The 13,314-nt window shown below is 69.6% G+C and carries 8 protein-coding genes and 1 pseudogene; 3 read left to right on the forward strand and 6 right to left on the reverse strand.

What is annotated here, in order from left to right:
• Positions 1–13 precede the first annotated feature (13 nt).
• Together rplI and Vse01_RS14575 are read left to right on the forward strand one after the other, a co-directional pair.
• Positions 14–460 carry a 50S ribosomal protein L9 gene (gene rplI, locus Vse01_RS14570; RefSeq protein ID WP_093409374.1) on the forward strand — a complete coding sequence of 149 codons (447 nt, stop codon included), beginning with the start codon at positions 14–16 and terminating at the stop codon, positions 458–460.
• A 137-nt stretch (positions 461–597) separates the two neighbouring features.
• A pseudogene (locus tag Vse01_RS14575) lies at positions 598–2,245 on the forward strand (IS1182 family transposase).
• Between the two features lie 91 nt (positions 2,246–2,336).
• Here the strand turns inward: Vse01_RS14575 and Vse01_RS14580 are convergent.
• Positions 2,337–4,001 carry a chromosomal replication initiator protein DnaA gene (locus Vse01_RS14580; RefSeq protein WP_093409376.1) on the reverse strand — a complete coding sequence of 555 codons (1,665 nt, stop codon included), beginning with the start codon at positions 3,999–4,001 and terminating at the stop codon, positions 2,337–2,339.
• Positions 4,002–4,378: 377 nt separating this feature from the next.
• Between Vse01_RS14580 and dnaB the strand changes: the two genes are divergently transcribed.
• Positions 4,379–7,330, forward strand: coding sequence for a replicative DNA helicase (gene dnaB / locus Vse01_RS14585; protein WP_198413249.1), 2,952 nt, complete (start codon positions 4,379–4,381; stop codon positions 7,328–7,330).
• A gap of 4 nt (positions 7,331–7,334) precedes the next feature.
• Here the strand turns inward: dnaB and Vse01_RS14590 are convergent, their stop codons facing one another.
• The 5 genes from Vse01_RS14590 to Vse01_RS14610 all read right to left on the reverse strand — a co-directional run bounded on the left by Vse01_RS14590 (position 7,335) and on the right by Vse01_RS14610 (position 12,898).
• A complete protein-coding gene (locus Vse01_RS14590; protein ID WP_093409382.1) occupies positions 7,335–7,865 on the reverse strand; it encodes a hypothetical protein in 531 nt (176 codons plus the stop codon).
• Positions 7,866–8,013: 148 nt separating this feature from the next.
• The gene (locus Vse01_RS14595) at positions 8,014–8,409 is read right to left on the reverse strand and encodes a TFIIB-type zinc ribbon-containing protein (RefSeq protein ID WP_093409385.1); all 396 of its coding nucleotides are present in this window, start codon (positions 8,407–8,409) and stop codon (positions 8,014–8,016) included.
• A 19-nt stretch (positions 8,410–8,428) separates the two neighbouring features.
• Positions 8,429–9,061, reverse strand: a complete 633-nt coding sequence (locus Vse01_RS14600) for a phosphoribosyltransferase (RefSeq protein ID WP_093409387.1) — start codon at positions 9,059–9,061, stop codon at positions 8,429–8,431.
• A gap of 17 nt (positions 9,062–9,078) precedes the next feature.
• A complete protein-coding gene (locus Vse01_RS14605) occupies positions 9,079–10,380 on the reverse strand; it encodes a glycosyltransferase 87 family protein (RefSeq protein WP_093409390.1) in 1,302 nt (433 codons plus the stop codon).
• 13 nt (positions 10,381–10,393) lie between these two features.
• Positions 10,394–12,898 (reverse strand): putative bifunctional diguanylate cyclase/phosphodiesterase, encoded by a 2,505-nt coding sequence (locus tag Vse01_RS14610; protein WP_232511404.1) that lies wholly within the window; start codon positions 12,896–12,898, stop codon positions 10,394–10,396.
• Between the last annotated feature and the right edge of the window lie 416 nt (positions 12,899–13,314).

Consider the following 13,314-nt stretch of genomic DNA (forward strand, 5'->3'; position numbering starts at 1 on the left):
GAGAGGCACCGACATGAAGATCATCCTGACTCAGGAGGTGTCCGGGCTCGGTGCCCCGGGCGACATCGTGGAGGTCAAGAACGGCTACGGCCGTAACTACCTGCTCCCGCAGGGCTTCGCGATCGCCTGGACCAAGGGCGCGGAAAAGCAGGTCACCCTCATCAAGCGGGCCCGTTCGGCCCGCGAGATCCGCGACCTGGATCACGCCAACGAGGTGAAGGCACAGCTCGAGGCCCTCAAGGTGACCCTGAAGGCCCGCGCCGGTGAAGGTGGCCGACTCTTCGGCTCGGTCACCCCGGCCGAGATCGTCGATGCCGTCAAGGCGGCCGGTGGTCCGGCCCTCGACCGGCGGCGGCTGGAGGTTTCCGGCCACGTCAAGTCGATCGGGTCGCACCCGGTGCGGATCAAGCTGCACCCCGAGGTGACCGCCACGTTCAACCTCAACGTCGTGCAGGGCTGAGTCCCGGCCGGCGAATGACGTAGGGCCCGCACCGCCCACCGGATGCTGTTGGTTAATTCGGGTTCTGCGTGACGTCGGCCTTCAAGACCTGGTTGTGGTCTTGAAGGCCGACGTTTGCGTAGTGGGGTGGGTTGCGGGTGTCGATGCGGTCGCGGGCGTTGGGGGAGATCCCGGCGGGGACGGTGCGGGTGGCGCGGGCCGCGTTCCCGAAGGGCGGCCTGGCGATTCGGGTGCGGGACGAGTTGGGGGTGTTGTTCACCGACGCTGATTTCGCGGACTTGTTCCCGGTCCGGGGGAAGCCTGCCTGGTCACCGGGCCGGTTGGTGGTGGTGTTGGTGTTGCAGTTCGTTGAGGGGCTCACCGATCGGCAGGCCGCGGAGGCGGTGCGGGCCAGGATCGATTTCAAGTACGCCTTGGGGCTGGAGCTGGATGATCCGGGCTTCGACTTCTCGGTGTTGTCGGAGTTCAGGGACCGGCTGGTGCAGGCGGACGCGGGGCGGCGGGTGTTGGACGGCGTGTTGGCCGCAGCCCGGGAGAAGGGGCTGCTGAAGACGACGGGTCGGGCCAGGACCGACTCCACGCACGTGGTGTCGGCGGCTCGTGAGTTGTGTTGGTTGGAGATGGTCGTCGAGACACTGCGTGCGGCGTTGAACGCGCTCGCTCGGGATGTTCCGGGCTGGCTGGCGGAGGTGGCCGAGGCGGACTGGTTCAAGGCATTACGCCACCAGGGCAGAGGACTCCCGCTTCCCCAAGGCACGTGCCAAGCGCGACGAGGTGGGGTTGCGGGTCGGGGCGGACGGTATGCGGCTGCTGGAGGTGGTGTTCTCGGCCGGTTCGCCTGAGCAGGCGCGGGAGCTGGAGGCGGTGGAGATCCTGCGGCAGGTGTGGGTCCAGCACTTCCACCTGGTCGAGGGCGAGGTGCGACGGCGGGACCCAAAAGACCGGCCGCCGGGCGCGATACGCCTGGTCACCCCGCATGACGCCGAGGCACGCGGCAGCGTCAAGCGGGACACCTGCTGGGACGGATACAAGGTCCACCTCACCGAGGCCTGTGAGCCGGACGCCCCGAACCTGGTCACGAACGTGGCCACCACCTGCGCCACCGTCGCGGACAGCGTGATGGCAGAGGTGATCCACGCCGGTCTCGCCGGGCGTGACTGCCTACCCGCGGAGCACTGGGTCGATGCCGGATACCCCAACGCCGCTCAAGTTGTGGCTGCCCGCACCCAATACGACGTCGACCTGCAGGGGCCTATCGGCGCCGACACCACGACGCAACGCGGCAGCCGCCACGGGCAGGACGCCTTCACTATCGACTGGGACCGGCAGCAGGTGACCTGCCCCACCGGCGTCACCAGCACGCAATGGCATCATCGGCGCTCCCAGCACGGCCTGCCGGTGATCCGGGTCCGGTTCAACCCCGCCGACTGCCGCGTCTGCCCCAGCCTGCGCGACTGCGTCAGCTCACCCAAAGCCGAACGCCGGGAGCTCACTCTGCGCCACCGGACCGAACACGACACCGTCCGCAACGCCAGACGACAACAGCAGACCGACGACTGGAAACACCGCTACAAGATCCGCGCCGGCGTCGAGGGGACCATCTCCCAAGGCGTCCAACGCTGCGGCCTGCGCAGATCCCGCTACCGCGGCCTGGACAAGACTGCCCTGCAACACCAACTCACCGGCGCCGCGATGAACCTCGCCCGGATAGACGCCCACCTCACCGAAACACCCCGAGCCGCCACCCGCATCAGCCACTTCGCACAACTTCGCCCCGCCGGATAGATCCGACGGGGCGAAGCAGCAGAACCCGAATTAACCAACAGCATCCGTCCACCGGTGCGGGCCCTGCGTCGTCGTTCGTCCAGATGAGCGATCAACCGATGGGTTGACCGGTCACCGCGCTGATCATCACCGTCGAGAGACCGCCACCCACCACGGCGGCAGCGAGCGCCACAGTGGTCGGACGCCAGGTCGTACCCACCCGACGCAGCAGCGTCGCGATCGCCAGGCTGCTGGCCAGGGCCAGGCCGAAGCGCGGCAGCCCGCCCACCATCGCCCCGAACGCCCGCGCCCGGGGCGACTCGCAGCCACCGCCGCTGATGTCGGTCACACAGCCCACGGGTGGGGCACCGTCCAGGGTCAGCAGCCAGACGAAGACCACGACCGCCGGAAGGACGTAGCAGGCCGCGGTGTAGAGCAGCGGCAGCCAGGGGCCACCCGGATCGGGATCAAGCAGGTCGTCTTCCAGCCGGCGGTTCCAACTGGCGTTGCCCACCGACTCGATCCGACGCCGTACCGCCGCCATACCCACCGGCCGAGCCGGCGGGACCGCAGCGGTACGCCGCCGTGACACCGGGCGGGGACGCGGTGCGGTGTAGCCCACCACCGGCGACCGGGGGGCCGAAGCGGGCGCGTCCACCCAACGCGGATCGTCACCGGCCAACCTGGTACCCGGCCAGAAGGTCTCCTGCGGCGGCTCCGGCTCGGGTCGACTGCTCCAAGACCACTGCTGCGCACCGGGTGCACCATCCGACCGGGGACGCTCCGTACGATCCCAACGGTCCGGCTCGGAGTAGTCCTCCCACCTGTTGCGGTCCCGCTGCCGTTCCCGTCGATCAAGCGCGGGATCGCGGTCCCACTGACCCGTGCTGTCCGGCTCCAGCCACTGCTCCGACGGCGACGACTGCAGCCACTGGCTCGTACTGTCGGCGTCCCAGGGATCGACCGGGCTGGAATCGGCACGACGATCCCGGCCGGCGGGCTGCTCCCAGGCGTGCAGACCTGAGGCATCCCACGGATCCACCGCAGGTCGGGGCGGTGCTGGCTCCGCCGTCCGCTCCCACGGTTCCGCCGCCCGCTCCCACGGGTCCACCGCCGGACCGGGCGCCGGCTCCACCGCCCGCCGCCGACGTCGAGGCGTCGGGTCGGCGGCCGGCTCCGAGTCGGAGGTCTGCTGACCCTCGTCCTCCAGGCCGGACCAGGTCACCTGGCGTTGGCGGGACTGTGCGCGGCGAGGCCGACTCTGTGGCGCCACACCCGAGACCGGATCGTCCTCCTCGGCTCGGCGGCTGCCGACGTACCCCTCCTCCTGTGGACGGTCGAAGGTCCACTCACGGGTGTGGTCGGACTGCGGCGCCACCGCTGGCGACGAGGCGATGGCGCGGGGTGGCGGATCACGCCAATCAGCTTCAGGGGAGCGCCGGCTCCGACTGGCCCGGGAAGCGGAAGCCCCCGATGCTCGCCAGCCGCCATCGCCGTAGCGCGGCCGGTCGTCATCGTCATCGTCGTCCGGCGCGGCATGCCGACCGCCACCATCGACGCTGCTGACTCCCGACTCCAGCGCCCAGCGCGGCAGATACGGCTCGGCCGGCTCCTCCTGGCCGCGCTCGACGGCTCGCCGACGGCTCGGGGTGCGGTAGCGCTCGACCGCGGAGCCGTAACGGTCGGCCCGTGAATCCTCGACGGGCTCGGCCCACGAGGCGGTCGGTCGCCGCTCGCGCGGACCGTCCTCCCCGCGTGCCCAGTCCCGGTAACTCACGGCCGGAGCGTGACCCTTCTCAACCGAAGATGCAATCCGCTGTCCAGGTGTAGCCGTAGGGCACCGATCTTACGGGAGGTTCAGGACAAAGCCCTACCCGGAAATTCCCTCCACAGGCTGGGGAAAGTGTTTCCGCAGGTCACTGGCTTGCCGGCGAGAATTCCCCATCCGTTATCCACACCCTGTGCACACGCTGCGCACATGGTTGTCCACCTGAGTCCACAGGTTGTCCCGAGGCTCGTCCACCGCCACGGTTGAGCGGCTGACCTCGGAGTCCGTATGGTTGCCACCGGCCTGCCGACCCGATGGCCCCCGATCGAAGCGGCCGGTCGACGATGTCGCACCCGGGCGGTAAGCCTGGAAACCGATCCGACGCAGTGGAGGGGGGCCCGGTGTCGGTCACCGACGACAGGCGGACGGATTCGTTCCCGAGCGGCGGGCAGCAGTCCGGTGACGGGCCACGCGCCGGTCAGTTCGACAAGACGCCGCCGCAGGATGTCGCCGCGGAGCAGTGCGTCCTGGGCGGCATGCTGCTCTCCAAGGACGCCATCGCCGACGTCGTCGAGATCCTCAAGACCAACGACTTCTACCGGCCGGTGCACGCCACCATCTTCGACACCATCCTGGAGATCTACGGCAGGGGCGAGCCGGCCGACGCCATCACCGTCGCGGCGGCGCTGGCCGACTCCGGCGACCTGGCCCGCGTGGGTGGCGCCCCGTACCTGCACACGTTGATCGCGAGCGTGCCGACCGCCGCGAACGCCGCCTACTACGCGCGCATCGTCAGCGAGCGCGCGGTTCTCCGGCGTCTGGTCGAGGCCGGCACCCGGATCGTCCAACTCGGCTACGGCACCGCGAGCGGTGGTAGCCGGGACGTGGACGACATCGTCGACCTGGCTCAGCAGGCCGTCTACGACGTCACGGAACGCCGGGTCAGCGAGGACTTCGCGGTCCTGGCCGACATGCTGCAACCGACGCTCGACGAGATCGAGGCGGTCGGTGCCCAGGGCGGCGTGATGACCGGTGTGCCAACCGGCTTCACCGACCTGGACCGCCTGCTCAACGGTCTGCACGCCGGCCAGTTGATCATTGTGGCGGGGCGACCTGGCCTCGGAAAGGCGCTCGCGCTCGACACACCCCTGCCGACCCCCACCGGCTGGACGACGATGGGCGAGGTGCAGGTAGGCGATCAGCTGATCGGTGCGGACGGCCGCCCCACCACCGTCACGCACGCCTACGAGGTGCGCCACGATCGCCCCTGCTACGAGGTCGAGTTCTCCGACGGATCAGTCATCGTCGCCGATGCCGAGCACCTGTGGACGACGACCACCCGGGCCTCACGCCGCCAACAGAATGAGCTCCGGCCGCGCTACCAGTGGGATGCCTCGGCACGCGCCAAGGCGGCAGCCGTACACCGGGCTGTCACCGCCATCCCCGACCGGCTTGTCACCCACCGGGAAGCCGTGGAGATTGCCGGATCCCGGTTCCGGTACGTCCTGCACGTGATGGCGGCCAAGGTGGGCATCTCCGGCACTGTCGAACGTCAGTACTCGCGAAACGGCAGGCCCTGGCGTCAGACGGTCGACGCCTACAGCGCCCATGCCCTGTTCGACGCACACCTGAGCCGGGTGAGTCGGGTCATGAACAGCGATACGACCGTGGCACACCCTCGGACCGTCACTACCGAACACATCGCCGCGACACTGCGGCATCCGGCTGACGGGCGCGCAAACCACGCGGTGACCAATGCTCAACCGCTGTCCCTTCCCGCCCGCGAGGACCTGCCAATCCCCCCGTACACGCTTGGCGTGTGGCTGGGCGACGGGCACTCGGCAGGTGCCCGGTTCACGTCGGCGGACCCGGAGATCGCACAGTACGTCGAAGCCGATGGCTTCATCGTCGCCCCGGGAAGCGGGACCTACTCCTACGGCATCAAGCTGCCACCGCGGGCACCACTCGACGATCGTCGCTGCATCGTCTGCGGCGTCATCTTCACTCCCTGCGCGTCTGCGGTAAGAACCTGCGGAAGGACGTGTGGCGCCAGGTCGAGGGGCATGGTCGGGACCGCTGACCGCGGAGGCTGCGAGACCTGCGGTACGACAACGAAGTCGAGCTGGAACGGCGCCCGCCACTGCGCATCGTGCCGCCGGTTGCGTGGCTCGTTCACCGGGCTGCTTCGAGCCGTCGGTGTCCTGAACGACAAGCACATTCCGCAGCCCTACCTCCGAGCGTCGGAGGAACAGCGACGGGAGCTGTTGGCGGGACTGCTCGACACCGACGGTACCGCTGCGGCAGCCGGACACGTCCAGTACACCACCACCTCGGAGCGGATGGCCGAGGATGTGTACGAGCTCGTCGTCAGCCTGGGCTACCGATGCTCGATCAACCGCAAGCGAGTCAACGGCCGCACTCCCGAAAGCTCGACGGCTTTCACATTGAGCTTCTCGACGGCGGACGAGGTATTCCGGTTGACCAGGAAGCGGGAGTCGCACGCTACGCGCCGACACGCGGTCGGCCGGGCGGGTACCCGATCCCGCTACATCGTGGATGTGCGACCGGTGCCGAGTGTCCCGGTGCGGTGCGTCACGGTCGACAACGAGGATCACCTTTACTTGGCCGGTCGATCAATGATTCCCACGCACAACAGCACCGCGAGCATGGACTTCGCGCGCAACGCTGCGATCCGTGCCAACCAGGCGTCGGCGATCTTCTCGCTGGAAATGAGCAAGGTCGAGATCGTCATGCGGCTGCTCTCGGCCGAGGCCCGAGTGCCACTACACGTGCTGCGTAGCGGGCAACTGTCCGATGACGACTGGACCAAGCTCGCCCGATGCATGGGTGAGATCAGCGAGGCGCCGCTGTTCGTCGACGACACGCCCAGCATGAACCTGATGGAGATCCGGGCGAAGGCCCGTCGGCTCAAGCAGCGGCATGACCTCAAGTTGATTGTGGTCGACTATCTCCAGCTGATGACCTCGCCTAAGCGTACCGAGAGCCGGCAGCAGGAGGTCGCGGACCTGTCGCGTGGCCTGAAGCTGCTGGCCAAGGAAGTCGAGTGTCCGGTGATCGCGGTGAGCCAGCTGAATCGTGGCCCGGAACAGCGCACCGACAAGCGCCCTCAGCTATCTGATTTGCGCGAATCGGGGTCAATTGAACAAGATGCAGATGTTGTCATACTTTTGCATCGTGACGACTACTACGACAAGGAGTCGCCGCGGGCCGGTGAGGCGGATTTCATCGTCGCCAAGCACCGGAATGGTCCGACCGACACGGTGACCGTCGCCGCTCAGCTGCACCTGTCGCGCTTCGTGGACATGGCGATCGTCTGACCGCTCAGCCGAGCACCGGGAACCGGGCGGCGAATTCGCCGGCAGCACGCCGCTCCGGTTCGGTGAGCGGCAGCCGCCCGGTCGCCTTGAGCAGGTAGTCGTGGTCGTTCCAGCCGTCCGGTCGGGTGACGGCGCCGCCGAGCAGGGCGTCCACGGTGGCCACCGCGACCCGGGTCGCGGCCGGTCCGGGTACGGGCGCGTCCGGTAGGTCCAGCACCAGGTCAAGGTGGTGGATCACGGCTTCGGTGGTGAGGGTGTCCAGCAGGTCGGCCACCCGCAGCACGTGCCCCTGGGTGGTGACGAAGCCAGCCGGATCCGCGTTGCCGGCGGCGCGTACGGCGGCCGGTGCGGTGTCGGCCCAGAGCCGGACCACTCCGGACGGGCTGTCGAACGCGGCAGCGGAGCGGCGGGCCCACCAGGCGTGCCGGACGTTCCCGTCGCCGCCCGGAAACGAGTGCCAGTAGCTGACGGAGTCGACGGTGGCCGCTGGTTCGGCGGGGCTGGCCAGTGCGATGTGCGAAGCTCGCGACCTCATGTGGGCAGCGTCCCACAGCTGAAGTCGGCCGGCGCGTTCAGCAGCGGCGGGCACGGCGACGCCAGCGCGGCCGGTCACGCTCGGTCTGGTGCAGCGCAGCGGACCGGGCCGGCCGGTCGGACGGCCCGGTCGCTCAGGGGCGTGCTGCTCAGCCGAACATGTCGTCGAGGAAGCTCTTGCGCTTCTTCCGGCGGTAGTGCCCGTGGTAGCCGTAGTGCTGCTGGCTGTGGCCGTAAGCGGGGGCCGGGGCCGGGTACCCGTGCTGCGGTGGCGGTGGCGGCGGCACGGCGCCGTAACCCGGCTGGTGCGGCGCGGGCGGCGGAGGCGGCGGCTGGTAGCCGCCCGGCTGCGGCGCGTGCTGGATCGGCTGCGGTGCGGGGGGCGCCTGCTGCGCGCTCCAATTGGCCTCCGCCTCGAACAGCTTCTCCAACTCACCGCGGTCGAGGAAGATCCCCCGGCACTCGCCGCACTGGTCGATGACGACGCCACTGCGCTCGTACTGACGCATTTCTCCGTGACACTTGGGACAGGTCAGGCTCATCACCCGACGGTACCTGGTCGACTCACGGGGTAGCGGTCAGCGCCTCCGTCACCTCGTCGTCGGACACCTCGTGGAAGTCGTCGTAATACGCGCCGACGGCGGTGAAGGCATCCGGTCGCTGCGCACAGATGACCTGGTCAGCCTCGGCGGCGAGCATCTCGTACGCCTGCTGGGCCCCGACCGGTACGGCGACCACCACCCGCCGGGCACCGAGATGACGGGCCACCTGCACGGCGGCTCGGGCGGTGGCCCCGGTCGCCAGGCCGTCATCGACGATGACGGCGGTACGCCCGGTCAGCTCCAGCGGCGGCCGGCCGGCCCGGTAGAGCTGTTCGCGCCGATCCAGCTCCGCCTGTTCCCGGCGCTGCACGTCGGCGATGTCGTCGGGGCCGAGCTGCCCGGCCACCACGTCGTTGATCACCCGTACGCCGGCCGGACCGAGCGCGCCGAAGGCGACCTCGGGGGCCCACGGCATGCCCAGCTTGCGTACCACCAGCACGTCCAGTGGCGCGCCGAGGCGTTCGGCGACTACCTGGGCGACCGGCACGCCGCCGCGTACCAGGCCCAGCACGACGACGTCCGGTTCGCCGATCAGGGCGGTGAGTCGGTCGGCGAGCACCCGGCCCGCCTCGCTGCGGTCGCGGTAGGTGGTCATGCCCTCAGGTCTACGCCCTACCGGCCGTCTTCGCTCGCCGGTTGCCGGATCCCGGGAACGTCAAGTGCGGCTGCCCAGACGAGGAACGCCGCCGGATAGAGCAGATAGCCGAACCTAGTGCTGGGCATCAGCAGGATCGCGACGAGCAGCCCGTACCCGCAGACGAGCGCCGCGGCGCGGGCGGTGCGGGGCGGGTGGCGCACGAGTCGGACGGCGATCGCCGCTGCGGCGGCGACCAGCAGCGCCGCCGCCACACCCCGGCCCGCCGGCAGCGCGTTCGCGATCAGGTAGCCGGGAAACGGGGACTGCGCCGGGCTGGAGACCAGGCCGTGCCCGAGGGGGAACCGCAGTACGTTCTCCACCAGGGCGTCCCGGTCCACCAGCAGGGTGGGTAGTAACGCGGCGGCGGGTAGGCCGAGCGCGCCGGCGGCGACGCGCAGGCCGGCCCGCCGGGAGATGCCCCAGACGACCAGGACCGCGGCGACCGGCCAGGCAAAGAGTTTGAGTGCTCCGGCGAGTCCGACGGCGACGCCGGCCCAACCGGGTCGGGCGGTGGCGGCGAGCGCCAGGGCCAGCAGGCAGAGCGCGAGTACGGGGAGGTCGTCGCCGCCGGTGGCGAGGGTCAGCGCACAGATCGGCAGGACGGTGGCGGCCTGCACCCCGCGCAGCACGGCGGCGTCGTGCCCGACGGCTGCGCCCACACCCTCCGGTCGGCGCAGGACGCGGACGGCGAGGAGGAGAGCGAGGGCGGTGCCGATCGCGAACCAGACCCGCGCGTCGCTCCACCAACCGTCGGTGGCCGCGCGGGGCAGCCCGAACAGCGCCATTGCCGGTTGGTACGGCGTGTAGCCGAGCAGTTGTTCGCCGGGCGGCAGCGCGGCGATGGCGTCCGGTCCCAGGTAGGGCGTGCCGGTCTCCGCCAGCCGCCGCCCGGAATCCTCGACGACGAGCACCTCTTCCTGGGCCCGGTCGGTGCGTCCCGCCGCGCGCTGCACGCTCTGCCAGAGCAGCGGTAGCAGGGCGACGGCGATCCAGGTGACGACGGTGACCAGCCAGCGTGCGGGAAGTCCGGCCAACGCCGAGCCGGACCGGTGCCGCCGCAACAGGAGTTGACCGAGCGCGACGATCGCCGCGCCGAGGTAGCCGAGTGCGGCGATGCCGCCCCAGGCGCGGTGCGGCAGGAGGGTGGAGGTGGCCGCGGTGACCGCGGCGAAGGCGGCGGATACGGCGTAGAGGCCGAGGTCGAGAGCGAGCCCTCCGGTGGCCGTGTCGATCCGGTGCCACCACCCGGTACGGCGGCTGGTCGGGGTGGTGCTCACCCGGGCAAGTGTGTCAGGCCGGCTGGTGGCGACCCCGGCCGCCCTGTCGACGCCCCTGCGGCAGCCGAACCACCGCGCCGGCGTCGTGCAGAGCGACCGCCAGGCAGCCGGTCCGGTCGCCGGTGCCGCGCTGGAGTGCGGCGAGCAGCGTTCCGGCGGGCAGTGGGCGGGCGAAGAGATGACCCTGGCCAGCGGTACAGCCCAGTTCCCAGAGCGTACGCCGCTGCGCCTCCCGCTCGACGCCCTCGGCCACCACGGCGAGGTCGAGGCTGCGACCGAGATCGAGGGTGGAGCGGATGATCGCGGCGGCCTCGGTGGAGGATTCCATGGCGGTGACGAAGCTTCGGTCGATCTTCAGTTGATGCACCGGAATCCGGGAGAGCAGGGAGAGCGAGGAGTAGCCGGTGCCGAAGTCGTCCAGGGCCAGCCGGACGCCGGCGTCGCGCAGTCGGGTGAGCACCTGGTCGACGACGTCGAGCTGACTGAGGGTGAGGGTCTCGGTCAGTTCCAGGATCAGCCGGTCGGGTGGCAGGTCGTGGGCGCGCAGGCGGGCCAGCACCGAACCGGGGAACCTGGCGTCGAGCAGGCTGCGGGGGGAGACGTTCACCGCCACGGGTACGTCGAACCCGGCGTCCCGCCACGTGCCGGCGGCGATCAGGGCCTGGTCGAGGATGGCTTCGGCGAAGGCCGGTAGCAGGCCCGACCGCTCGACGGTCTCCAGGAAGCGCAGCGGGTCGATCATGCCGTGGGTGGGGTGACGCCATCTGGCCAGCGCTTCGGCGGCGATGACCGCACCGCTGCCGAGTTCGACGATCGGCTGGAACTTGACGGTGAACTCGTGGTCGGCCACGGCTCGGGTCAGGTCTCCGCCGAGCGTGAGGCGACCCAGGTCGGCGGTGTCCCGGGCGGACGCGTAGCTGGCCAGCCGCTGCCCGGCCCGCTTGGCCTGGTACATGGCGACGTCGGCGCGGCGCAGCAGTTCGACCATGCCGCCGGTGGCGGGCGCGGCGGCGATGCCGCCGCTGGCCTCCACGTTGAGCCGCATGCCGTCGATGTCGAAGGGTTCGTGCAGCGCCGCCAGCAGCGTCTCGGCGCGGTGTGCGGCGACCGCGGGCGCGGGCAGGGCACGCAGGAGTACGGCGAACTCGTCGCCGCCGAGCCGGGCGACCAGGTCCTCGGCGTGGGCGGCGGCGCGCAGCCGTTCGGCGACGGCGGCCAGCATCTGGTCACCGGCGGTGTGGCCGAGGGTGTCGTTGACCTCCTTGAAGTGGTTCAGGTCGATCAGGACCAGGGCGGTCACCCCGTCGGCGTGCCGTTGATTCAAGTGGTCGTTGCCCGCGTCGAGCAGGTGCCGCCGGTTCGGCAGACCGGTAAGCGCGTCGTGCGTTGCGTCGTGCGCGTGGGCCTGGGCCACCCGGGCGAGTTCGGCGTACGCCTGGGCGTTGCGGATGGCGGTGCACAGCGCCGAGGCGAAGGTGTAGAGGGTGTAGTGCTCCCGCTCGGAGAGTTTCACCGGTCCGCGGAAGCGCAGCCGCAGCATGCCCACGTCGACCGTCTTGTCGTGCCCTTCCAGGCGGGCAGGGACCACCGCGCCCTGGACGGTGGTGGGCTCGGCTGCCGGACCGTCGTATGTGACGCCGTCGGCGCCACCGCGTACCACCCGGTCGTCGTCGCGCAGCTCGACCTCCACCTCGTCGGCGGAGAAGAGTTCCGCCGCCCGGGTGACCGCAGTGGTGAGGACCTCGTCCAGTTCGACCACGTTGAGCGCGTCGGTGGTCTGAGCGAGCCGCTGCCAGGCCTTTTGCTCCGTTCGGCTGCGGACCCGCGTCGATACGAGCAGATGGAGGCTGAGTACCAGCGGCGGCAAAGCGAGAAGCCACTGAAAGTTGATTCTGACGACGAGGATCGTGCCGATGATGACCACCGGACGGGTCAGGGCCGCAGTCAGGCGGACGTCCCAGTTCTCGTGGACCAACTTCCGCAAGGAGGTGCCGGTTGCCATGGCGATGACCGGCATGGTGATGACTTCGTCAAGTAGCACCGCAGCCAGGTAGGCGGCAGCCAGTGCGACTGCGGTCTCCGCGACGTCGGGACTGGTCGGGGACCACGCGAACAGCTGCAGGACCACTCCGGCGGCGGTGGCGATGAGCATGTTCTTGGCGACGCCGAAGACTCGTTTGATCGGTGCGAGCCGTGCCAGCGTCGTGGCGATCGCGACGCCGAAGCCGGTGGCCAGGATGACCACGGAGGCCGGTGCCACGGCGAGAGCGATCAGGATGGCCGTCTCGGTCCACGCGATGTAGTGGTTGGTGGCACGGATCCTGACTCGTACTTTGGCGGTGAAGCCGACGGCGACAAGCGAGATCAACGCCGTCCAGATCAGGGTTGCGGTAAGGGCCCCGTAGCTCGGCAGGTGTGCGACCGAGACGGCTCCCGAGAGACCGGCCAGGGCGACGACGAGACCGATCAGCGGCAGTAACCGCTTATCGGTCCCGGTCTGTCGCTCTTGCAGAGCCAACCCATCATCCCCGTTCGTCACCGAGGGGCTGCGCTCCGCAAGCGTACTTCGGTCACTGCTGATCCAGAAGCTGGAATCAGCCCCATTCGTTCGACTTCATCTCGACCCCCAGCTGCTTGGCATTTGCTTTGACTGGCCAAACCCTAGGGGTGCTTGCGGATGTTTTGCGATGAAACATGTCGTATTGCGCAGAATAGGCCAATAGGGCGATGTTGTGTCACTTTCCGTTTCGCTGGCTTTACGAAGGGTCCAAATCTGGCGATCACGTCGCCCTTCCTGTGCCAGCAGGCCCGCCGCAGATTTGTGAACAAGTGTGACCAGAGAACTTTGTTCAGTTCATCGCCGCTTTGGTTGAGCTTGCCGCCGATCGCTGCAACTTACCGGGTGCCGAGGGCGTTAAGCTGCATACAGTGATC

The sequence above is a fragment of the Micromonospora sediminimaris genome (assembly GCF_016863575.1).
Lineage (GTDB): Bacteria > Actinomycetota > Actinomycetes > Mycobacteriales > Micromonosporaceae > Micromonospora > Micromonospora sediminimaris.